General features: G+C 49.6%; 16 protein-coding genes and 2 pseudogenes. 8 read left to right on the top strand and 10 right to left on the bottom strand.

Annotation, left to right across the window (positions count from 1 at the left end; genetic code table 11):
• Nucleotides 1-75: 75 nt before the first annotated feature.
• Together BWI97_RS12030 and BWI97_RS12035 are read left to right on the top strand one after the other, a co-directional pair.
• Nucleotides 76-2,568, top strand: coding sequence for a YfhO family protein (locus tag BWI97_RS12030; protein ID WP_102201179.1), 2,493 nt, complete (start codon nucleotides 76-78; stop codon nucleotides 2,566-2,568).
• Between the two features lie 81 nt (nucleotides 2,569-2,649).
• The gene (locus BWI97_RS12035) at nucleotides 2,650-4,308 is read left to right on the top strand and encodes a hypothetical protein (protein WP_102201180.1); all 1,659 of its coding nucleotides are present in this window, start codon (nucleotides 2,650-2,652) and stop codon (nucleotides 4,306-4,308) included.
• A 20-nt stretch (nucleotides 4,309-4,328) separates the two neighbouring features.
• Here the strand turns inward: BWI97_RS12035 and BWI97_RS12040 are convergent, their stop codons facing one another.
• From BWI97_RS12040 to atpD, 3 genes are all read right to left on the bottom strand, one after another.
• Nucleotides 4,329-5,597: an OmpA family protein gene (locus BWI97_RS12040; RefSeq protein WP_094813949.1), complete on the bottom strand. Its 1,269-nt coding sequence runs from the start codon at nucleotides 5,595-5,597 to the stop codon at nucleotides 4,329-4,331.
• A gap of 168 nt (nucleotides 5,598-5,765) precedes the next feature.
• Nucleotides 5,766-6,008, bottom strand: a complete 243-nt coding sequence (atpC, locus tag BWI97_RS12045; RefSeq protein WP_094813947.1) for an ATP synthase F1 subunit epsilon — start codon at nucleotides 6,006-6,008, stop codon at nucleotides 5,766-5,768.
• A gap of 119 nt (nucleotides 6,009-6,127) precedes the next feature.
• On the bottom strand, nucleotides 6,128-7,645 hold the full coding sequence (gene atpD, locus BWI97_RS12050) for a F0F1 ATP synthase subunit beta (RefSeq protein ID WP_102201181.1): 1,518 nt from the start codon (nucleotides 7,643-7,645) through the stop codon (nucleotides 6,128-6,130).
• A 175-nt stretch (nucleotides 7,646-7,820) separates the two neighbouring features.
• Here atpD and folP point away from each other — a divergent pair, with 175 nt between their 5' ends.
• The 6 genes from folP to BWI97_RS12080 all read left to right on the top strand — a co-directional run bounded on the left by folP (nucleotide 7,821) and on the right by BWI97_RS12080 (nucleotide 14,668).
• Nucleotides 7,821-8,672 (top strand): dihydropteroate synthase, encoded by an 852-nt coding sequence (gene folP, locus BWI97_RS12055; protein WP_102201182.1) that lies wholly within the window; start codon nucleotides 7,821-7,823, stop codon nucleotides 8,670-8,672.
• Nucleotides 8,673-9,239: 567 nt separating this feature from the next.
• Nucleotides 9,240-10,061: an aminotransferase class IV gene (locus tag BWI97_RS12060; protein WP_094810508.1), complete on the top strand. Its 822-nt coding sequence runs from the start codon at nucleotides 9,240-9,242 to the stop codon at nucleotides 10,059-10,061.
• Nucleotides 10,058-11,104, top strand: a complete 1,047-nt coding sequence (locus BWI97_RS12065; RefSeq protein WP_146010925.1) for a M15 family metallopeptidase — start codon at nucleotides 10,058-10,060, stop codon at nucleotides 11,102-11,104. Before BWI97_RS12060 ends, BWI97_RS12065 begins: the two co-directional genes overlap by 4 nt.
• 124 nt (nucleotides 11,105-11,228) lie before the next feature.
• Complete coding sequence (gene lysM, locus BWI97_RS12070; RefSeq protein WP_102201183.1) at nucleotides 11,229-11,708, top strand: peptidoglycan-binding protein LysM; 480 nt, start codon at nucleotides 11,229-11,231, stop codon at nucleotides 11,706-11,708.
• 140 nt (nucleotides 11,709-11,848) lie between these two features.
• Nucleotides 11,849-13,015 (top strand): metallophosphoesterase, encoded by a 1,167-nt coding sequence (locus BWI97_RS12075; RefSeq protein WP_102201184.1) that lies wholly within the window; start codon nucleotides 11,849-11,851, stop codon nucleotides 13,013-13,015.
• Nucleotides 13,016-13,639: 624 nt separating this feature from the next.
• Entirely contained in the window at nucleotides 13,640-14,668 is a 1,029-nt protein-coding gene (locus BWI97_RS12080) for an OmpA family protein (protein ID WP_102201185.1), read from the top strand.
• Nucleotides 14,669-15,021: 353 nt separating this feature from the next.
• On the opposite strand, the gene BWI97_RS28335 is transcribed toward BWI97_RS12080, so the two are convergent.
• The 7 genes and pseudogenes from BWI97_RS28335 to BWI97_RS12110 all read right to left on the bottom strand — a co-directional run bounded on the left by BWI97_RS28335 (nucleotide 15,022) and on the right by BWI97_RS12110 (nucleotide 22,833).
• Nucleotides 15,022-15,354 carry a hypothetical protein gene (locus BWI97_RS28335; RefSeq protein ID WP_233207826.1) on the bottom strand — a complete coding sequence of 111 codons (333 nt, stop codon included), beginning with the start codon at nucleotides 15,352-15,354 and terminating at the stop codon, nucleotides 15,022-15,024.
• A 135-nt stretch (nucleotides 15,355-15,489) separates the two neighbouring features.
• Nucleotides 15,490-15,735 (bottom strand): annotated as a pseudogene (locus tag BWI97_RS28340) (DUF3667 domain-containing protein); the annotation flags it as partial.
• Nucleotides 15,736-15,958: 223 nt separating this feature from the next.
• The gene (locus BWI97_RS12090) at nucleotides 15,959-16,615 is read right to left on the bottom strand and encodes an HAD family phosphatase (protein ID WP_094810518.1); all 657 of its coding nucleotides are present in this window, start codon (nucleotides 16,613-16,615) and stop codon (nucleotides 15,959-15,961) included.
• Nucleotides 16,616-16,790: 175 nt separating this feature from the next.
• Nucleotides 16,791-18,446: a sodium/sugar symporter gene (locus BWI97_RS12095; RefSeq protein WP_102201187.1), complete on the bottom strand. Its 1,656-nt coding sequence runs from the start codon at nucleotides 18,444-18,446 to the stop codon at nucleotides 16,791-16,793.
• Between the two features lie 106 nt (nucleotides 18,447-18,552).
• Nucleotides 18,553-19,254 (bottom strand): L-ribulose-5-phosphate 4-epimerase, encoded by a 702-nt coding sequence (locus tag BWI97_RS12100; protein WP_094810522.1) that lies wholly within the window; start codon nucleotides 19,252-19,254, stop codon nucleotides 18,553-18,555.
• Nucleotides 19,255-19,572: 318 nt separating this feature from the next.
• Nucleotides 19,573-21,056, bottom strand: a pseudogene (araA, locus tag BWI97_RS12105) (L-arabinose isomerase).
• Between the two features lie 112 nt (nucleotides 21,057-21,168).
• Entirely contained in the window at nucleotides 21,169-22,833 is a 1,665-nt protein-coding gene (locus BWI97_RS12110) for a ribulokinase (RefSeq protein WP_102201188.1), read from the bottom strand.
• Nucleotides 22,834-22,907: the final 74 nt, after the last annotated feature.

A 22,907-nucleotide genomic window follows, 5' to 3' on the forward strand; every position in this document is an offset into this window, starting at 1 on the left:
CAGTAAACCTTTTTCTCCTGCAACGCTTCACAGTCTGCCGTATCTTCTATTTTTGTGGTTTCTATCTCTGCACGCATGAAATCCACGCTAAGCAAGTTACTCCCTCATTTACTCGCCCTACTGGTTCTGTTTGTACTCGCTGCTCTATACGCTTCGCCCAATTTGCAGGGCAAGGTGCTGGGTATGCACGATATTCAGCAGGCCCAGGCGGGTGCTCAGGAACTCAATGAATTTTACAAAGCAACGGGCCGCTGGGCTCTCTGGACCAATTCCATGTTCAGTGGGATGCCCGCCTACATGGTGGCCGGCGATTACCCGTACACCTTCGTCGGTAAGACTGTAGCCGTTACCTTACTCATCATTCCCGAAACCATCCGCATCGTTTTTCTGATGATGCTGGGTATGTACGTACTGCTGACTACCATGGGCGTACGCCGTTGGCTGGCGGTACTTGGAGCCGTAGCGTTTGCCTTCGGTTCATACAACATGATTTTCATTAAAGCCGGACACGTTTCCAAAATGTACGCTCTGGCTTATATGCCGGGTATTCTGGCTGGGGTAATGCTGGCTTTACGGGGCAGATACTGGATCGGCGGAGCGGTTACGGCCTTGTTTCTCTGTCTGGAACTAGCCTCGAATCACTTACAGATTACCTACTATTTCGGTCTGGCCCTGGTTCCCTATATTATTATGGAAGCCGTGGTTCAGATTAAGGAAGGTCGACTCAAAAACCTGATCACGACGGGTATTGTCCTGGCGGTTTCGGCGGCTATTGGTATCGGCAGCTACGGTGGCCGTTTGCTGGTCACGCTGGACTATACGAAAGAAACCACTCGTGGCAAAACCGAACTTACCCTGGCCAAACCTACCCAACCCGGCCAGGCGGCTCCAACGGCAGAAGCAACTACCGCTCCCCAAAACGGTCTGGATCGCAGCTATGCGTTTGAATACAGTTATGGAGTCGGAGAAACCCTGACTTTACTGATTCCCCGCGTCTACGGCGGAGCTACCGTTGAACCGTTGACGGATGGATCTGATACGTATAAACTCCTGGTACAACGTGGACTTGATCCGACTCAGGCCAAGCAGATTGTCGAAAATGGCATGTACACCTACTGGGGTGATCTCCCCATCAATGGTGGTCCGGCTTACGCGGGTGCAGTACTGATTTTCCTGGCCGTTCTGGGCATGTTTATCGTTCAGCATCGCATCAAATGGTGGGTCCTGGGAGCTACGATCCTGATGCTGTTCATTGCCTGGGGTAAAAACTTTGCGGCCTTCGGTGACTTCATGTTCGATCACTTCCCGCTCTATAACAAGTTCCGGGCGGTTACCATGACGCTCAGTATCATTCAGTTTCTGCTGGCTTTACTGGCGGTGCTGGCCATCGAGGTCTTACTCACACGAAAGCCCAGCTTTGCCGAAATCAAAACCGGACTCATCGCCAGCTTTGCCCTTACCGGTGGTCTGGCTCTGCTGTTGTGGCTGGTGGGCCCTTCCATCCTCGAACTACGTAAGCCTAACGAGAGCACAATGCTCGGACAAATGTTCGGCGATCCGGCATTTGGTCCGGACATTTTGCGGGCTTTGATTGAAGATCGGGGTTCCATTCTTCGGGCCGATGCGTTGCGTACCCTGATTTTTATCGTACTGGCAGCAGGTTTGGTGTGGTTGTACGTGACGAACAAGGTAAAAGAAATGGTACTGGTCGTCGCTCTGATTGCACTAACGTACTTCGATCTCTTCTTCATCGACAAGCGATATTTCAATAACGACGACTTTACCACCAAGCGGCAGGCACAGGAGCGGATTGCTCCTTCGCCCGTGGACGAACAGATTTTGCAGGATAAAAGTCTGAGTTACCGGGTCATGGATAACCGTAGTAACTTCATGAGCGATGCTACTGCTTCGTACTTCCACAAATCCCTGGGCGGATACCACGCGGCTAAACTCAAGCGATACTCGGAATTGATGGAGTATGCGTTGCCCAAAAACTTCATGGGCGTTATTAACATGCTCAACGCCAAGTACGTTATTCAACGCGATCCGCAGAGCAACCAGGACGTCGCCCAGCAGAATCCCGAAGCTTTGGGTAATGCCTGGTTCGTGCAAAATTACCGTCTGGTTCCCGATGCCAATGCGGAAATGACGGCTTTGCAAACGCTCAATCCCAAACAAACGGCCGTGATTGATCAACGGTACGCGGGTGATCTGAAAGGTCTGACGACTATTCAGTACGATTCTACAAATACGATTCAACTGGTTGCTTACCAACCCGATCAACTCAAGTACGAGAGTAAGGCGAAGAGCGAACAGCTGGCCGTATTTTCGGAAATTTTCTACAAAGGCAATACCGACTGGAAATCCTACATCGATGGCAAGGAAGTGCCGCACATCCGGGTGAACTACCTCTTACGCGGTTTACGCATTCCGGCGGGTACGCATACGATTGAATTCAAGTTCGATCCCCCCGTCTGGAAAACCGGGATGACGATTGATCTGATCAGCAACATTGCCCTGATCCTGCTCATCGTCGCGGGCGTAGTCATTGATTCCCGACGGAAGTAAGCGTATCTTTGTACTATTTTTAAACAATGGCTGGTGCTTGCATCAGCCATTTGTGTTACCCCGGTTTAACCTTGTTTTCTCATGCTGATTACCCTGCTGCTCTGGCTGTACATCTCGCTGCTTTGTCTTCTGGCGGGAGATCTGGTACGAATGGGCTTTCAGAAACTGGGCCGTACTTCTCTGGAGGTGCCGCTTCCTTTTCTGGCAATACTCGGCTGGGCGGGTCTGATGAATGGATTGGGCTATGGCTGGCTGTTGGTCCCCGTAGGGCAAGCGGTTCACCTGTTGGTATTAACAGGACTATTGATAGGCGGCTGGGTTCGTCGAAACTACTGGCTTAGCGTCGTTCGGACACTACAGCTACCGCGTTCCTGGCTCTTCTGGGTAGTGAGTTTACTTGGTTTTCTCGTCATTCTGACCCGTACAACGCACCTGCCCCGCGTAGCGGATACGGGTGGCTACCACGCTCCCATGATTCGCTGGATTTCGGAATACGCCGTGGTACCGGGGCTGGCTAACGTAAACTATCGCTTTGGCTTCAACAACGCGTCCTTTCTGACCGAGGCTTTTTTCAGCCTGCGATTTCTGGGGGGCGATGCCTTTCACGTGCTCAATGGCTGGCTCATGGCGGTAGTCTGGTGCTGGGCCTTGCTCCTTTTACGAAACGTACGCTTCAAACCCAGTGAAGTACTCATTGTAGTACTGGGGGTATGGTACCTGTGGCATTCGCACTGGCGGCTCGCTTCGCCGAGTCCCGACCACCCGGCTCAGTTGCTGGTGGGTTTACTTTTTTTCCTGCTGATCCGGCAAATGGAAGCCCCCGCCAATCCGTCCGAACGCCTGCTGATGGTGTGGCTGACGTTGCTGGCGTTTACCATCAAAATGAGTACACTCGTCGCTCTACTCATTCCCCTTCTTTTATTCGTTGATGCGTTTCGCAAGAAAGATTACGCCTTCCTGCCCCGCCTGATTGCAGTAGGACTGCTCCCGCTGCTCTGGTGGCTGACGGCCAATGTAATTCTGACGGGTTATATCCTGTACCCTACGACTTCCCCCTTACTCGACTGGTTTTCGTTCGACTGGAAAGTACCTAAAATCGTCATTGAACAAGGATTACTGAATCTTTCGGGCGGTACGAAACTTAGTCCGGTGCAGGGACTATTCGATTTCAGTTGGGTACCGTACTGGTTTACCCAACAACTCGTACCCGATCAATTGCTGCTGGTATGCCTGTTTGGCTGGCCGCTATTTGCCAGTTTTCGCTGGAAGAAGACGGTTGCTTTTCTGATGCAGTATCCCAACTGGTTTTGGGTACTGGTGACGGCGTACGCCGGAGTGGCTTTCTGGTTTATCACGGCTCCGGAATTCCGCTTTGGTATGGGTTTCATCATCGCGGCTCTGGTCGTAGGGTATCTTCCCTATCCAAGGGCCGTCCCCGCTTTGTACCGTTTTGGAATCGTTGGCGTATTGAGTTTGGCCCTGCTGTATGCCTCTTTCAAGCGGCAAGCCAGTCCGCTGGTATTTCCTGATGCGTATCCAGCGGCTCAGCTGACTTCCTACCCGTTACAGGGCCAGCGAATGTACGTCGCCACGGACGATCCCCGCGTGATTCACGGCATCAAGGGGTATTGGAGTAGTTGCCAGGATGCGGCCCTGCCCTGCTCTCCGTATTATAATCCTTCGCTGCGTTTGCGGGGAACCACTTTATCGGAAGGTTTTAAAGCAGTAGAGACGCGATAATCGCGTCTCTACCTGATCTATCACTTCTTGGTTACGATGAGTTCAACCCGTCGGTTGACCTTGCGTTCCTGATCACTTTTAGCAGTACTCAGCGGCCGCGTATCACCGAAGCCTTTCGCCTCGATACGCGAGGCGTTAATCCCATTAGTGACGAGGTACCGTTTAACGGTTTCCACCCGTTCGATGGATAATTCCATGTTTTTCTGCGAATCGCCGATGGCATCCGTATGGCCTTCGAGTCGGATTTCAACCGTCGGATTTTTCTTCATCCACGCAACCACCTGAGCCAGATTTTCCTGCGATTCGATGAGTAGTACGGCTTTGCCGGTTTCAAAGAGAATGTTCTTCAATTCAATCTTGGAGCCTACTTCCGCTTTCAAATCTTCCATAGACGATGATGTAGTCGCGGGTGGAGGTGTTGGCTTAACCGGAGCAGTCGCTACGGGCGGAGCAACGGCGGGTGCAGATTGTCTTTTCCCCGTACGTAAATAGAAGTCTTTTTCTACGGCATTATCCTTCACCGTTACCGTCGCCGTCATCGTTTCGTAACCCGGTACTACCGTTGAAAGCTGATAACTTCCGGGTCGTACGCTTTTCCGAAAAACGCCCGTACTACCAATGGTTCGAAGCGTATCTGCTTTCGCTCCCGCCCGCAATACAGCGATTTTCCCTTCCAGCGGTTCTTTCGTTACGGCGTCGTACACCTGACCACTCAGCAACACCGTGGCGACTTCAGGCGTTTTTTTAGAGGCCTGAGCAACCGCTGGAGCTTTTGTATCCTTTTTCGTTTTGTCCGCTGGATTTTTAATATGAATGTGATAAAAATTCCAGCACCGCCAACCGTTTGCCCGATCCCGGCATTCGAAGAGATCAAAATCCTCCATGCCGGGTTCGAGACGTTCGAAATACACCGCGAAACTGATCACGTCCCCCGGCTGTACGTCCCGTTTATCGGGTCTTACCGGGATGCCTACGGCCTTGATGAACTTGAATGAGTACAAATTTCCCTTCTGATTCACCCGTAAATCGCTCTCTGGATCAACGGCGACGTTGCTGTACGACGTCTCCTGCATTTGCGGATTCAGTTTTCGCAACCAGCGGTCCTGAATATTCAGTGGCGGATCTTCGTACCGCATGTACACAATGGTAAACTGGCTGGTTAGCTCTACCTTGGTAATGAACACATCCGCGGCCGTTTGCCCTTCCACCCGGGGTTTCACTGTCACCTGGGCCTGCACGGCTCCGAGCAACAGAGCCCCGATCAAACTAAAAAGTAGTCGCTTTTTCATGGAATGTTGTACTTAAAATACCTTCGTTAACGCCGAACTTCATCCAAATATTTTCGGAGCAAAACTACCAAATTCCCGCTTTCGGATAAACGGCAAAAAAAATAGTCCCGCAGGTTTTAAAACTTGCGGGACTATCAGCGACTAACGCACGAAACGTTAGCACAGCTCTTATAAAATGGCTTCGGCCAGAACCAGAATCTTATTGTTGAGTACTTCCACTACGCCCCCATCTACGATGTACGTTTTCTGGCCCTCTTTTGATTCTACGATCACTTCGCCTTTACCCAGTGTACTCACCAGGGGGGCGTGATGGTTTAAGATCTGAAAGGAACCCTGCGTACCCGGAAATGAAGCCGAAGTAGCCTCTCCGGCAAAAACTTTCTTATCGGGAGTAATGATTTCGATGAACATAGTCAGTCTTCTGTTTTGAGTTTACAGCGGCCGCCGTTGCGGTTTTCAGTTTGCGGTTTTCAGTTGACTGTAAAGGCTCACCAAGCTTTCGCTGTCAACTGAAAACCAAAAACTGTAAACTATCTAGAAGCTTCTGCCAGCAGTTTCTCCCCTTTTACGACCGCGTCTTCGATCGTACCTACCAGGTTGAATGCCGCTTCTGGCAGGTGATCGTAATCACCCGACATGATTTTGTTGAAGCCTTTGATGGTTTCTTCAATCGAAACGAATACGCCTTTCAGACCCGTAAACTGCTCGGCTACGTGGAAGGGCTGAGACAGGAAGCGTTGTACGCGACGAGCCCGTGATACCGTTTGTTTATCTTCCTCTGACAATTCGTCCAGACCAAGGATGGCGATAATGTCCTGCAATTCGTTATACCGTTGCAGAATCATTTTCACGGCCATTGCACAGTTGTAGTGAGCATCACCCAATACATCCGGGCTCAGGATACGACTGGTTGAATCCAGCGGATCCACGGCGGGATAGATACCCAGCGAAGAAAGTTTACGGCTCAATACCGTGGTAGCATCCAAGTGAGCAAACGTCGTTGCCGGAGCGGGGTCAGTCAAGTCATCCGCAGGTACGTAAACGGCCTGTACGGAAGTAATGGAACCACGCTTGGTTGACGTAATCCGCTCCTGCATGGCACCCATTTCGGTAGCCAGCGTGGGCTGATACCCTACGGCTGAAGGCATCCGGCCTAATAGAGCCGATACTTCAGAACCAGCCTGCGTAAAGCGGAAGATGTTGTCGATGAAGAACAGGATGTCGCGACCCTGACCTTCGCCGTCACCATCGCGGAAGTGCTCAGCTACGGTCAGACCCGATAGGGCTACCCGTGCACGTGCTCCCGGAGGCTCGTTCATCTGTCCGAACACGAGCGTAGCTTTGGAATCTTTCAACGCTTCGTCGTCTACTTTCGACAGATCCCATCCACCCGCTTCCATGGAGTGGTTGAAGGCTTCGCCGTACTTGATTACGCCTGATTCAATAAACTCGCGAAGCAGGTCATTTCCTTCCCGCGTACGTTCACCTACACCAGCGAATACGGACAAACCACCGTATACTTTAGCAATGTTGTTGATCAGCTCCTGGATCAATACGGTTTTACCTACACCGGCACCACCGAACAGACCAATTTTACCTCCTTTTACGTAAGGAGCGAGCAAATCGATTACTTTAATACCCGTGAACAATACTTCCGTTGAAGTAGCCAGTTCGTCGAACTTGGGAGCGTTCCGGTGAATGGAGAGGCTGTCTTGTGCACTGGGTTGTGGCATACCGTCGATGGCATCACCTACCACGTTAAAGAGGCGACCACGGATGGCATCGCCGGATGGCATTACAATGGTCGAACCAAAGTGAAGCACCTCAATACCCCGATACAAACCTTCGGTCGCGTCCATGGCGATCGCACGTACGCGGTCTTCGCCTAAGTGCTGTTGTACTTCCAGGACGACTTTCTGACCGTTGGGTTTCGTTACTTCGAGGGCATCAAGGATTGCCGGCAAGGACGAACCTTCTTCTTCGAAACTCACGTCCACAACCGGTCCGATCACTTGGGTAATCTTACCTTTATTGACTGCGTTTGCCATTGAATATGAGTAGTTACTGGGAGATTGCAAATTTGCCCGCAAAAATAGCCCACGATTCGCGGATTGCCAAAGTCAATATTGGATATTTCCGGGAAAATTCCTGAATAGCTATTATATAGTTGTCAGAATTGGATGATAGGCCCTTTTTCGACCCTTCTGATCGTAATTTTACGCCATGCAAGCACTCCTTTCTACCCCATTTACCCTTAATTGCCGGGGGCGAATCGTCTCACTGGAAAAGCCGGTCGTGATGGGAATACTCAATATTACGCCCGATTCCTTCCACGCGGGCAGCCGTTTTGAAGACCCGGATCGGATTCGCCAGCAGGCTCAGCAGATGCTGTCTGCAGGGGCTACTTTTCTGGATATTGGCGGGTACTCCACCCGGCCCGGTGCGGCCGAAGTTTCGGAAGCAGAAGAAGTCCGTCGGGTTGTACTTGCCATAGATACCATTTTAGAAGCCTTTCCCGAAGCATTGATTTCGGTGGATACCTTCCGTTCGGGCGTTGCCCGCCGGGCCGTTGAAGCGGGAGCAGTACTGGTCAACGATGTGTCAGGTGGTTTACTGGACGAGGCGATGTTTACCACTGTTGCCGAACTCAACGTGCCCTACGTACTCATGCACATGCGGGGGACACCCCAGACGATGGGCAGTCTGAATCAATACCAAAACCTGCTGACGGAGGTCATCGATGAACTGGCTCAACGGGTACACCTGGCCCGGCAGGCCGGCATCAAGGATATTATTCTGGACCCCGGTTTTGGTTTTGCCAAAAATGCGGATCAGAATTATGAGTTGCTGGCTCAGTCCGAAGCCCTGCAAATTTTTCAGTTACCGCTCCTGATTGGCCTATCCCGCAAGAGTATGATCTGGAAAAAACTGGGTATTCCTCCCGCCGAAGCTCTCAACGGTACGACGGTGCTCAATACGATTGCTCTGCAAAAAGGAGCGAAGATCCTGCGGGTGCATGATGTACGGGAAGCCTGTGAGGTGATTCAGATTATGGAGTGGATGCAGAAGACCTAGCGGTTGGCCAGAATGTATCTGGGCCTTGTTTGGGCTAGTAGCTTATTCCCATCGCCTGTTGCTTTTACTAAATTTCGTTATTCACCTGGACGGAGTTTAGTACTATAGACAGGGCTGTTCGATAGCCCGGAAGCCTTCCAGGCTGGACCTCTCCACGACTAACCATTCCATGGGGGCGACCGCCTCCTCTGGCCCACCGCATTGCGGCTGCCGTAGGTCGTTCAGTTGCCGCCATGGAATGGCTTCCGGGCGGGAGAGGTTTTCAATTTTCTGACATCTTTTGAAAGTTGATGGTTGTTAGTTATAGGTTCATAGAAGACAATCGAATACCCTATTAGACGGCATACACCCGATCCCCGTCCTATCGCATTCCATGCGGACTGAAAAACCAGCCAACTCAGCAGAACGATATAGTGCCCCTGTAATCAAAAGTTGTTGGTTTTAAACTACTCCTACACAGAATACCCAGACACTAATCAAACCTTGCTTACAAAACGTAATCATTAGTCTTTGGGAAAGAATCAAAAATCCCATCCTTATCTTTGACCGACGATATCTTTCTTCAACATGGCAGCTACTTTTTTTGTCAACGGTTCGTTCGTTCCCGAAGAACAAGCCCAACTTCATATTACCGACCTGGGCCTGTTGCGGGCCTATGGCATTTTTGATTTTTTCCGGGCCATGGACGGTCAGCCCATTTTTCAGGAAGACCACCTCGACCGCTTTGAGCGTTCAGCGGAACTGATGGGCTTGACGATTCCCGCCAGTCGGGAACAGCTTCGCGAAATCATTGCCGAACTGATTCGTCTGAATCCGCATGCTCTGCTGGGTTTGAAGCTGGTGCTTACGGGTGGTTATTCACCGGATGGGTTTGCTCCCGCCGAAACGCCCAATTTCTTCGTCATTCCGAAGCCCTTCGAGTTCAAAAGTCCGGACGAAGGCCTGCACTTCATGAGCGTCGAACACCAACGTCAGCTGGCTGAAGTCAAGTCACTCGATTACCTGTTGCCGATTTATTTATTACGAAAGCAACGCGAAATAGGAGCCGACGACGTATTGTATTACGAAAACGGTCTGATTACCGAATCGTCCCGTTCCAATGTGTTTGTGGTCAAAGGCGATACGCTCATTACACCTGCCGAAGGCATGTTACGCGGCATTACCCGGAAACACATCCTGCAATTTGCTCCCCAGATTATGCGGGTGGAAGAGCGTCCGGTTACGCTGGAAGAGACGCTGCAGGCCGACGAGCTTTTCACCACCGGATCGACCAAACGGATTGTACCCGTTACTAAAATTGATCAGAAACCCATCGGAACCGGACAGCCGGGGGCCGTTACCCGTAAGCTTTACGAGCTTTTTTTAAAGTACGAACAAGAAACGATTTGAAGCGATTCATTCACTTTTGCCTGTTTTTCGGAACTATCTTTCAGGCTTGCGGGCAACTCCCGCAGGCCCTGCCCGGCTGGGAAGCTTTGCGTTGTGACAGTACTCAACGCGTTAGTGCTTTAAGCCTGTATGATTTGATTCTTCCCCTGTACAGCACGGACAGTATCCGCGAAAAAACCATTGGCGTCAACCGCGTGCTGGCCTTTGTGGCGGATGAAAAAGGTACGGTTCGGTTTCTGGGTTCGCATCGGACGGGTTCAATCGCGGACTCGCTAGGCTCCCCCACTACACCTTTAGACAGTATACAACGGCACACGTACCTCGCTTCGGCAACCGACGAGCCCATTTATCTGTACGATCGCTGGTCCTGGCTGCTCAATACCACGCGTGAAGTATTTCTGACTCGCCGGGATTCACTCGTGGATTCGCTGCGTCGTCAGTTGCCGAATTATGAAATAAAAGTGATTTCCGACCTGCGAAGTGCGGAATTACAGACCAAACTGTTGGGGCGAGGCCGTAGTATGGCTCCCATTTCGTTTCACCAGCTGGGACTGGCTGCTGACCTGGGCTTTTTCCGGCGGGGCCGCCTGGTCCGTAACGCGGGTCCCTACGAGGCCATTGGGGAATTGACGCCGTACTATCAATTAATATGGGGCGGAAATTTTGTGGGTTTTGTCGATCCTCCCCACTTTCAACTGTACAAAAACGCGGCGGTATTTCTGCGGGATTTCCCCATGCTCCGCTTTGAGTTTGAGCCTTTTTACGAAAATTACCTGCGACGCGTACGGCAAAAAATTGAGAATAATCGGGAAAATGAAGTTGAAGACACCAAAGCTTTATTAATGATCCTCAACGAATTCCGGCAACGGATGCCCTGTGCCTGTCAAGGAGATTCGTTAAAAACTTCGTTGCCTCAGCTGGCGAAAGTCCCCTCGCTTACCTCAGAAGACGTACTGATTTTCGGCGATTTACGGAATCAACGCTTATCCTTCTGGCGGGGCAACGAGTTGTTGATTTCGTACCGCTTGGGAATTTGGCAGTAATTCCTCAATAGTTTCCGGAAAAATACTTACTTTTCGCCCGTTCCTGATCTGAAGATGTGCTGGAATGACATTTTCCATATTTCTAGGAATACTCACTTATATTCAACCTTAACTCTCAATCCTTATGGGACTGATTTCATTCATGAAGGGGGTCGGCGAAAACCTCTTTGGTAGTAAAGATGAAGAAACCAAAGTAGCTCAGGCCAAGCCGGAAGAAGTAGAACCGCTGCGTGCCGGAGCTTTGTTACAAAAAGTAAAAAGCCTGGGTCTGACCTACAAAAACCTGACGATCAAAACTGCTGGTTCAACAGTTGTTTTGGAAGGCGAAGTAGACAAGCAGGAAGACGCTGAAAAAATTGCCCTGACCGTGGGTAATGTCACCGGCGTAGAACAGGTAGACAACCGCATCCGCGTGACGGCTCCGAAACCCGAGGCTCAGTATCACACCGTAGAAAAAGGCGATTCACTCTCTAAAATTGCGGGTAAGTTTTATGGCGATGTCATGAAATACCCCGTCATTTTTGAAGCTAACAAGCCCATGCTGAAAGATCCCGATCTGATCTATCCCGGTCAGGTACTGCGGATTCCACCGCTGGAGAGCTAGTCCTTTGATTTGCGTACAAAAACGTCCCTTTCTCACCGGAAGGGACGTTTTTTATTATTAAGATTTTCTCATGTGAAAACATCTTCGCTGGCTTTTGGTAATTCTTCTAAAGAAATGTTTCTCTGCAAAACTGATCATCCGTGCGTTCCAGCAAGCAATACGTTAATCTGAGTCATAACAAGGTAGAAAACCACCTCAAAACCCTGCAAAATGAGTTTGAGGAAGAGGTAGTACCAACGGATACCGTCACTTATAAACTCCGGCAGTTTTTCTGGTCGAATTTCTTCGGTTTCGTCTACCATTATTTTAAAAGTCGATTCGGGAAACGCTATCCGTATCAGTCGTATCCCAAGGACGGGGATTCGGGTGTGTATCAAATTCCAAACGATGCGACCCTGGCCCTGCTTTCCGACTGGGCCACGGATACCATTGAATCCGATCTGGTGGGACGCCTGGTAGCCCGGTATCAGGCCGACTATACCTTACACCTGGGAGACGTCTATTTCGTCGGGGCTCCGAAAGAGATACGGGCCAACTTTCTGAATCCGGATGCTTCCTGGCCCTGGGGTACGCAGGGCAGTCTGGCTCTGTCGGGGAATCATGAGATGTACTCCAACGGTCGTGGTTACTTTGAAGAATTGCTTCCCCGCATGGGCGTCGATCAGGCGGGTGTACGCGTTTCGCAGAAGGCGGGATTTTTCTGTATGGAAAACGATCACTGGCGGATCATTGGACTGGATACGGGTTATACCTCCGTACGAAATCCGATCATGGAAATCATCAACCCACCGGACTGTCGGCTGAAAGATTCGCAGGTGCAATGGTTACGGGAGCAGGTAAAAATGGGTGATGCCAGCGATAGCCGCGGCCTTATTTTTCTGAGTCACCATCCCGTTTTTTCGGTGTTCAGAAATGCCTTTCCCAAGCCCGGTGAGCAGCTCCGCGAGATTCTGGGCGAAGCCAACCGTCCCGTCGCGTGGATTTACGGACACGAACATCGCATGGTGATTTATCATACGCAGGAACTGAAAAACAGCCTGACCGTACACGGCCGCTGCATCGGCCACGGCGGTATGCCCGTAGAACTCAAAGCCCCCGAAACTCACGATCCAATCTACTTCATGGACGACCGCATCCGGACTCGTCTTCGCCGTCGGGATGTGAGCTACAACGGCTTCGCCTACCTGACGCTACAGGGCCCGAATGCCGTAATGAAGTACATCGACGTAGAGGATACCATGATTTTTCAGGAGAACTGGCGGGTAGAAAAGGGGGCAGTGATTGTGGAAAAGGCGGATGCGGTGTAATAACAAGATTGAGCAAAATTGAATGAGCGTATAGATTCGACCCTATTACTCTACCCCTACCTCATTAGAAGGTGAACCGTCATCGGTTATAACTGGCTAAAGTTCCGAGTAAATATCTTCTGGATTAACGCTTAAACACTTTTGGGTAACCTTACCCTAAGGTCACTTCCTGCTATTCTATTATCCGTACAAATGTTGACTTCGGGAAAAGCTAAACACTGGGAAATCCAAACTTCACGCCTTGACATTCCGTCATTTTTAAAGGCTTTCCTGGGGAAGTAAATCCGGGGTAATCACATCTACTCACCTTCGAGCCAGACGGTAGTAAGTTAGCCGGCGAAAAGCAGAAAATGATCCTGGGTCGTTTTACCTTTTGCAGGAAACAGGATCAAAAGTCAGTGGTCGCTACCAATCAGGACTAAACGAATGATCGCCCGAACCGCTGGTCCAGACTATCGGCAGGATACCTTTCCTATTTTGCCGATAGTCCGCTTAGGCTTGCATTACTACTCCGGTAAGGCCCAAATTACCGCCGATTAAAAGACGCGGTGTTTGGCTAATCCTCAACACTGCCGCCACGCTCAACCTTTTTTCTTTTAACAGACGCTAAACGTACAACCGCTTATGATCAGATCCTTCAAATCACTGCTTCTGCTGGCTTGCTTTGGGTGGATTATTTCAAGTACATCCTGCCAGAAGTCCGGTAAGGAAAATGAGAAAGCTACCGAGGCCGTCCAATCCAATGAAACGGAGCCCAAAGCCGAGCCCTCGGGTACAGCGACTGCCAAACCTTTTGATGTGAGTACCCTTCCGGTATCTACTCATCCCCTCGAAGCCTTTCCCTTTTTTAGCCTTCCCAAGGGCTTAGCCGAACAAAACAAGCCCGTCCAGCGGTCTTTTGACAAATTGTTCTTTGCATTAAACGGTGTCATGACGCCGCTGGAAGGAAAAGTCTGGAAGAGTTATATCGTTACGCAGCCGGGTAGCACGGAGGAGTGGTCACTGCCCTATTTTGAAAAAAGCTACGATGACGCCATCACTAAAGTGGGTGGCGTCAAGGTCTTTGATGGTGAAATTACCAGTGCAGAATACGAGCGTTACCACAATCAGGCCCCTTACTTAGGCGAAGATGGCTCGATCGGTTATACCGAAGAAAACATAAAAGTGTACGTAATTCGCCGGGTGGATGGTGGCGACATCTATATTCAGCTCAGCGGGAACAGTGCTTCCGGTAAACTCAATATCCTGCAAAAGGAAGCGTTCAAGCAAACCATTACCCTGCTGAAAGCCGATCAAATCCAGAGCCAGCTGGCGGAAAAAGGAAAAGCGGTCCTGTATATTAACTTTGATGTCGACAAGGCCACGTTGAAACCAGAGGGACAGGAAGCAGTGAAGGAAATCGAGAAAGTCCTCAACAGCGATAAAGGCCTTAAGCTTAGCATCGAAGGGCATACCGATGATACCGGCAATGCGGACCACAACAAGAAGCTGTCGGAAGATCGGGCTAAAACTGTACTACAGGCATTAGTCGCGTCCGGCACCAATCCTTCCCGCTTGAAAGCCGTCGGATATGGTGCACAAAAACCGTTAGTACCGAATGATTCGGAAGAACATAAAGCCAAGAATCGACGCGTAGAACTAGTAAAAATGTAGCCGTACAACGGTTGCCTTGGCTTAACGTAGTAAACGGTACCGCCTTCCAGAATCAGCGTTTCATACGATGATCGATTCTTAAATTAGGCAAGGTTTACTATAGCTTTAAAATAGTTTTTATTTTAATAACAAAGAGCTACTTCGATACGCGAAGTAGCTCTTTGTTATTAACGTATCTATACCAAACTTTAGCAGGAGATTTGTAAGGTATCTAACCTTATTTCAACTGTATTTTAATCAAGTAAAAATATTTAAGTTAGGATTAATAAAATACTTAAGTAGTTTTCTTTCCAATGAACAAGTTAAACCATTTCATTTAAATCTATTACGAACCTATAAACAGTACTATTTAACTACCTCATCAACGTGTCAATGGCTATTCCCATAAAAACGCCTGTTAACATAAAGGTGATCATTCCTAAGAGGTAAGAAGCCAGTGCTTTGATATAACTTCCTACTTTTTTCTTATCAAAAAATTGACCAATGGCCCAGGTATTATACACAATACTGATCATACCTCCGATCTGCATCAGTCTAAAACCCGTTACTCCCTGAAAAATTGCAAAAAGGGTATAAATCAACATACTCATTCCAATTACAAAACATAAGAGAATAAGTATTTCAAAAAAATTATAATCATACTTTCTAAAGAAAACCTTTAACCAACCAGCAATGAATACCCCCATGATAATATTGGAGTACCCATAGTGATCCTGAATCCATTTAAAGACTACGCTAACGGTAGTTTTTGTTATTTCATTATATTGTATATACGAATTTTCGATATGAAAAAAATGACTTACAATCGTATAGATTAGAGAGGTAACAATAATGAAAATAATGGGTTTAACGAGCCGACTTCTGTTATCTGAAATATAGTTTCTTACATTTTGGCCAGGATGCGTTAAAAGTTCTCTAATCGTGTATAAGATACCACGTTCAAAGTGGAGCACATGTTCAATTTCATGCACGATGTAATGCCCGTCAATCCGTTTGAGTTTAGCTGGTTGTCCGCACCCAGGGCAGTAATTTGAGTTAATTTCCGTGTTACAATTTTTACAATTCATAGGTAGGGGATTCGATCTTCAAGTACTGGATACGGCGTACTAGGATTGGGTATTTAAAAGATGAAATTTAATACGCACATTTTGTAAATGTAAGAAAATTACATTTAATAACTCAGCAGTTCACTGGTTATCAATGTATTAAATCTTTATTCAATAAAAAAACGGCAGGTAGGAACCTGCCGTTAAGTAAAATCGAAATCTCGTACTACTATTTTATACCCTATTACTTCGCTAATTCTTCTTCCAGATCAAGCTCCGTATAGTCCTTCACGCATTTCCGAACGCTGGTAAATGTTTCGAATTCTTCGGCTTTGTGCGTGGTTGTCAGGATGATGGCTTCCATCCCGGCGTTGAAGGCCGTACGGGCTCCCGTGGGGGAATCTTCGAACACCAGACATTCCTCGGGTTCTACACCCAGTGTTTGAGCAACCTGGAAAAATACGCTGGGATCGGGCTTGCCTTTCTTGACGTCCCGATCACAAACGATGGCTTTGAAGTAATGCCGAATGTTGAGATTATCCAGCACGTAATCCACGTTTTCGTACCGGGCCGCCGTACCGATGCCCATCGGAATATCCAGTTCAGCGGCTCTGGCCAGTAACTCGGGTAAACCATCAATGAGGCGAAGCTGCTCCAGGAAAATTTCCCGGTAGCGGGCTTCCTTCTCGGCGGAAATGCGGTCGCGTTCTTCAAACGCATACTGGTCGCCGAAGATCCGAACCAGAATATCGTCATTCATACCGTGGCAGGTAGCAATGACTTCATCCAGCGTCAGCTCCTTCCCTACCTCGGCCAGTTTCGACTGCCAGGCGTGGTGGTGCACCATCATGTTATCCACCATCGTCCCATCCATATCGAAGATCAAAGCTTTCTTTTTCATGCGGCAAAGGTAATGGTGGGTTTTGAGTTTGGGGTTTCGGGTTTAGAGTTAATTATCCCCTCTTTACCTCTATCTCGAGCTTTCTGATTTCTCAGTAGGTTATAATTCCAAAAACGAATCATGAACGATTTGGGAGAAAACAACTCTAAACCCTAAACTCAAAACGTAACAACGCTTAATAGAAGACCCCATAAATCGTCAGAATCAACCCGGTAATAGTCAGGGCACCAACGAGGAAGGAGGTGGATACTTTAAACCAGCTGGATTCAACAGCAAAGGCTTTGGGGTTGGCCTTACCCTTGGATTCCAGTAAACTGATGGCTACGTGCACCGCTACGCAAATCCAGAATACCGTACCCATCCGGTTGAGGAAGGGCATATCCGGAGCCTGATATTTGAACAGCGTTGAGAGTGGAATACTCAGCAGAGCCGACACCAAAGCACCATTGGCCGTGGCTTTGTTCCAGAAGAAACCCAGTAGGAAAATCGCGAGAATACCCGGTGAAATGAAGCCTGTATATTCCTGAATGTACTCAAAGCCCTGACCAAAGTTCCGCAGGAACGGACTCAGCAGCAACGCGATAGCAAATGCCACTACGATGGAAAGACGACCCAGGCGTACGGTCTGCTTTTCGTTTAAATTGGCATTGAAGAATTTCTTGTGAATATCGAGTACGTAAATGGTCGAGATACTGTTCGCTTTTCCAGCCAGTGAAGCTACAATAGCCGCCGTCAGAGCTGCGAAGGCCAGTCCTTTCAAGCCCGTAGGTAACAGGTTCAGCAGTACCGGATAGGAGTTATCAGGTTTGACGACGCCTCCTTCAGTAATGCCGCTCACAATCGCCGGATCCGCATTTTCCTGGAACAAAACGTACGCCGCTAAACCGGGTAATACCACGATGAAAGGCATCATAACTTTCAGGAAAGAAGCAAACAGCAGACCGTTTCGGGCCGTTTTGAGGTCGGCTCCGAGAGCCCGTTGCGTGATGTACTGGTTACAGCCGAAGTAGTTAAAGTTCACAATCCACTGACCACCAATGATGAACATCATCAGACCCGGTAACTGATTGTAGGCATCAATGAAGCCACCGCGACCGTCGTGTACCTGATACTCGCCCGGCGAAAAGACCATGTGCATGTGACTGTCGGCTTTTTCTTTCAACAGCCCCAACCCTTCAAAAACGCCTGCTCCCGTACCCACCCGGTCGGACAGCAAATCCAGAGCCAGATAGGTCGTAGCCAGACCCCCTACTACCAGACAGACTACCTGAATCACGTCGGTGTAACCGATTACCTTCATCCCACCTAGCGTGATAAATACCGCAAAAACCGTCAGGAAAATAGCTGAGGGCATGAAGCCAAAACCCGTCATTTTTTCCAGACTGATGGCACCCAGGTAAATAATCGAGGTCAGGTTGACGAGGATGTACAGCAAGAGCCAGAATACTGCCATGATCGTTGCCAGCCGTCCGTCGTAACGAACCTGCAGGAATTGCGGCATGGTGTAAATCTTGTTCTTGATGTACATCGGCAGGAAGTACACGGCGATGATAATCAGGGAAAACGCACCGACTAATTCGTAAACCGAAATCGCCAGCCCCAATTGAAAAGCCTGACCGCTCATACCGATAAACTGTTCGGCAGAAATATTAGAAGCAATGATGGAGGAACCAATGGCCCACCAGGTAAGCGAACCTTCCGCCAGGAAAAAATCCTTGGAGTCGGCGGTTTGTTTGCCTTTGTTTTTGAAGACCCAGTAACCGTATACGGCCACTATCACGAAATAAACCAGGAAAATCGTGTAGTCCAGCGATTCAAGACCGAGTGTCATAAATGGGTTTAGAGTAAGATTAGTTTTGCAGAAGGGGATTGTTAAACGTACCGCTACCGACGGCATCGTCCATAGCGATACGTGTTTTTTCGTGGGTTAGAATTGCTTAGCAGCCTTGTCCGTAGTAAGCATCTTTCCCGTGTTTCCGGAAAAAGTGTTTGTCAATCAGCGTCTGTTTCAGGCGGGGCACGTCCGGACGCAGGGTACAGGACAAATACGCCATCTGGGCCACAGCTTCGAGTACACCGGCATTATACACGGCTTTTTCCGCCGTTTTTCCCCAGGTAAACGGAGCGTGATTGCCCAGTAGAACCATCTCGACTTCTTCGTAGGAAAGGTTACGCCGCTCAAATTCGTTGAGAACCTGATAACCGGTTTCGTATTCGTAGTTGCCTTTGATCATTTCATCGTCCATCGGCGGAGCACAGGGAATATCCGTGGTCAGGTGATCGGCGTGGGTCGTTCCCAGAATCGGAATATCCAGCTGAGCCTGAGCCCAGGCCGTTGCGTACGTACTGTGCGTATGCACAATGCCACCGATCTTTTCCCAGTTTTTGAAGAGTACGGCGTGCGTCTTCGTATCCGACGAAGGACGTTTGGTACCTTCGACTACCTGGGCATCGAAATCACAGATGACGATGTCTTCGGGACGCAAAAATTCGTAGGGTACACCCGAGGGTTTGATGGCAAATACGCCCTTCTCCCGGTCTACTACCGAAGCATTGCCGAACGTAAATACAACGAGATTGAGCTTGGGTAGCAGCATATTCGCCTCGTAGCACTCTTCTTTTAAGCTTTGATAACTCATGGGGTTTGAATGTTGAGTAAGCTGGCAGGGGGTTGCAGTCTGAGTGAGTTTGAGAAGTATAAGAGGTTTGACGTTTGAAGAGTAGAAGGTTTGAAAGAGTGTTTTCCTTTATAACCTGATCTTACGGGTTGGAGTAGGTTTGAAAAGTATAAGGTCTGTTTTTTGAAAAGTCCTTGTTATTCAGGAATGCACGAACCCGAAACGGTCCCGTTCTACTCCTGTCAACCTAACCCTTTTCAAACCTTATACTTTCCAAACTTCAAAACGCTCAAACGTTATACCCTTCAAACCTACTCAAACCTCAAACTTCCCCTCCTACTAGCGATACGTTACGTCATTCCAGCGAAGCTCGTTTTTGAGCTGACGCAGGGTAGTATCTTTATCAATGACTACGAGTTCGGTACCGAACATATCGGCGAAGTCCTCGATGTATTCCGTCGTCAGGTTCTGGCTGTATACCGTATGGTGAGCACCGCCAGCCAGAATCCAGGCCGCACAACCCGTTTGCATATCGGGCTGGGGTTTCCACAGCACGCGGGCCACGGGCAGCTTGGGCAGTTCTTCCTGAGCGGCTACGGCTTCTACTTCGTTCACCAGAATCCGGAAACGGTTTCCAACGTCGATGATTGAAACGTTGATCGCCGGACCCGCCGCTGAATTGAATACCAGACGCACCGGATCGGCTTTACCACCGATACCCAGCGGATGAATTTCGCAGGAAGGCTGAGCGTCGGCAATCGACGGACAGATTTCCAGCATGTGTGAACCCAGTACGAGTTTATTCGCCGGATTGAAGTGGTAGGTATAATCTTCCATGAACGAGTTACCGCCCGGCAGACCGCTTGCCATGGTTTCATGGTACGTACCATCGCCGCCGTTTTCCAGTCGCCCTCGCCACCGAAACCGTAACCCGCCGCCATCAGTCGCTGCGAAGCAATACCGGGCAATTGGACCAGTCCGTGCAGGTCTTCGAAGGTATCGGTATAGGCTTTGAAATTTCCGTCTTCCAGGAATGCTTTCAGCCCCAGCTCGATACGAGCCGCTTCCCGCAGCGACTGGCGGAATTCACCATTTTGCCGAAGCGAGTTTACCACGTGGTATTCTTCTTCGTAAACGGCAACCAGTCGGTCGATTTCCGCGTCCGAAATCTGGTTTACGACCTGTACCAGATCACCAACGCCGTGCGTATTCACCGAGTACCCGAAGGTCATTTCCGCGGATACTTTGTTTCCATCCGTGACGGCTACGTATCGCATGTTGTCGCCGAAACGAACGACTTTCATGCCCTGCATTTCGTAACGAGCCGCCGATACGCGAGCCCAGGTGCTGATTTGTGCAATTACATCTTCCTGCTCCCAGTGACCGACCACCACTTTCCGGTTCAGTCGCATCCGGGACATCATGAAACCGAATTCGCGGTCCCCGTGGGCCGACTGGTTCAGGTTCATGAAATCCATATCGATTTCACCCCAGGGAATATCCCGGTTGAATTGCGTATGCAAATGCAGCATGGGCTTTTGCAGAGCTTTCAACCCCAGAATCCACATTTTAGCGGGCGAAAACGTGTGCATCCAGGTAATGATCCCGGCACAGTTCGGAGCTACGTTGGCCTCCTGAATAATGCGGTAAATTTCTTCCGAAGTCTTCACAACGGGTTTGAAAACCACCCGTACGGGCAACGACCGATCCAGATGCTCGGCGATGGTTTTAGAATGTTCATCTACCTGACGAAGCGTTTCTTCGCCGTACAAATGCTGGCTACCCGTTACGAACCAGACTTCAAATTGTTTTAAGTCAATCATGGTGTATACTTCTGAATATCAATGACTAGTTTATACTGGAATTATAAATTCCTGAGCGTTTGCTTCCGGATTGCAAATCCCGAATTAACCTGTAGTGAATTTGGACTTCACCTTACGAATGCCCGAGTATCGCCGGCTCCTGCGGGCCAAACTCCACAAACTGACCAAGTTCCAGGAACTTTTGATAGAGCACTTTATAAACTTCCACCTTATCTGGCTGTGGTTCGTAAATGGCATCGAACCCGGAAGACATGGCTTCCTGAGCCTCGCTCACGTTGGCGTACAGACCCGCTGCCACGGAGGCAAACATGGCCGCACCCAGGGCACAGGCCTGATCGGATTTGGCAATTTTGATGGGCATGTCCAGCACGTTCGCCAGGGTTTGCATGGCAAAAGCCGACTTGCGGGCTACGCCACCAATGGCAATGACCTGCTTGATGGGGACGCCTTCCTGCACGAAACGATCCACGATATTTTTGGATCCGTAAGCCGTTGCTTCCACCAGAGCTTTGAATACCCGAGCGGTATCACTTCCCAGATTCAGGCCCATGATGGCTCCCTTTAGCGTATGATTAGCGTCGGGCGTGCGGCGACCGTTGAACCAGTCGATCGCGACGGCATCGTTTTCGGTCACGGGTAGTTGAGCCGCTTTTTCGGATAAGTGCGGAATGAGTTGTTTACGCAGCGTTTCGGCTGCTTCCTCGCCGAGCAATTCGCGAACGGGTTGCAATACCAGGCGTTGCAGCCAGGCGTAAATATCCCCGTAGGCCGACATCCCCGCCTCCATCCCCAACATACCGGGAATGACCGAACCATCCACCTGACCGCAGATGCCGCGTACCAGCAGATTACCGATTTCTTCCGTCGGAGCTACCAGCATATCGCAGGTAGACGTACCGATCACTTTGCAAAGCGAATAAGCTTCAATGGTACCGCCTACGGCTCCCATGTGGGCATCGAAAGCTCCTACGCCAATGATAGCCTCATCGGAAATACCCAGCTTTTCAGCCCATTCCTTCGAGATTTTGCCCATGGCTTCGTCCGACGTATAGGTCTCGTGGAAAAGGCGACCACGAATACCCGTCAGTAGCGGATCGAGTTGAGTCAGGAATTCTTCGGAAGGCAGCCCGTCGAAGTCTTCGTGCCAGAGGGCTTTATGGCCGGCGGCACAACGGCTGCGTTTCAGCGTCAATGGGTTCGTATTTCCCGTCAAAACGGCCGACACCCAGTCGCAATGTTCCACCCAGGAAAACGCTTTTTCCCGTACTTTTTCATCCACGCGAAGTGTACGCAGAATCTTTGCCCAGAACCACTCGGAAGAATAGATACCACCGACGTACTTCGTAAAATCAAGGTCCCAGGAATGGGCTAAATCGTTGATTTCCTGAGCTTCCTTATTCGCCGTATGATCCTTCCAGAGGATGAACATACCATTGGGATTCTCGGCAAATTCGGGCAACAAGGACAAGGGCGTACCGTTTTCATCCACCGGGCCGGGGGTGGAACCCGTGGTGTCTACGGAGATCCCAACTACGTTCTGACGTACTTCGTCCGTAGTATTGGCCAGGGCTCCTTTGATAGAAAATTCCAATCCTTCCAGATAATCCAGGGGATGCTGGCGAAACTGGGAATGTGGAGCATCACAGTACAAACCCTGTTTCCAGCGGGGGTACTCGTATACCGCCGTTCCTACCTCCGCTCCCGTCTGAGCATTCAGGACCAGAGCCCGTACGGAATCCGTTCCGTAGTCTACGCCAATGACGTATTTTGTTTCCATTTGTATGCTAAAGTGTTAATCTGACACATTCATTATCGTACACGGACGCCATTCGACGCTTTTTCCTGCATTTT

The sequence above is a fragment of the Siphonobacter sp. BAB-5405 genome, assembly GCF_002872335.1.
Taxonomy (GTDB): Bacteria; Bacteroidota; Bacteroidia; order Cytophagales; family Spirosomataceae; genus Siphonobacter.

Coding starts and splice junctions, on each gene's coding strand:
- BWI97_RS12030 (WP_102201179.1), top strand. CDS start 76: ATGAAATCCACGCTAAGCAAGTTACTCCCTCATTTACTCGCCCTACTG.
- BWI97_RS12035 (WP_102201180.1), top strand. CDS start 2,650: ATGCTGATTACCCTGCTGCTCTGGCTGTACATCTCGCTGCTTTGTCTT.
- BWI97_RS12040 (WP_094813949.1), bottom strand. CDS start 5,597: ATGAAAAAGCGACTACTTTTTAGTTTGATCGGGGCTCTGTTGCTCGGA.
- atpC (WP_094813947.1), bottom strand. CDS start 6,008: ATGTTCATCGAAATCATTACTCCCGATAAGAAAGTTTTTGCCGGAGAG.
- atpD (WP_102201181.1), bottom strand. CDS start 7,645: ATGGCAAACGCAGTCAATAAAGGTAAGATTACCCAAGTGATCGGACCG.
- folP (WP_102201182.1), top strand. CDS start 7,821: ATGCAAGCACTCCTTTCTACCCCATTTACCCTTAATTGCCGGGGGCGA.
- BWI97_RS12060 (WP_094810508.1), top strand. CDS start 9,240: ATGGCAGCTACTTTTTTTGTCAACGGTTCGTTCGTTCCCGAAGAACAA.
- lysM (WP_102201183.1), top strand. CDS start 11,229: ATGGGACTGATTTCATTCATGAAGGGGGTCGGCGAAAACCTCTTTGGT.
- BWI97_RS12080 (WP_102201185.1), top strand. CDS start 13,640: ATGATCAGATCCTTCAAATCACTGCTTCTGCTGGCTTGCTTTGGGTGG.
- BWI97_RS28335 (WP_233207826.1), bottom strand. CDS start 15,354: ATGGGGGTATTCATTGCTGGTTGGTTAAAGGTTTTCTTTAGAAAGTAT.
- BWI97_RS12090 (WP_094810518.1), bottom strand. CDS start 16,615: ATGAAAAAGAAAGCTTTGATCTTCGATATGGATGGGACGATGGTGGAT.
- BWI97_RS12095 (WP_102201187.1), bottom strand. CDS start 18,446: ATGACACTCGGTCTTGAATCGCTGGACTACACGATTTTCCTGGTTTAT.
- BWI97_RS12100 (WP_094810522.1), bottom strand. CDS start 19,254: ATGAGTTATCAAAGCTTAAAAGAAGAGTGCTACGAGGCGAATATGCTG.
- BWI97_RS12110 (WP_102201188.1), bottom strand. CDS start 22,833: ATGGAAACAAAATACGTCATTGGCGTAGACTACGGAACGGATTCCGTA.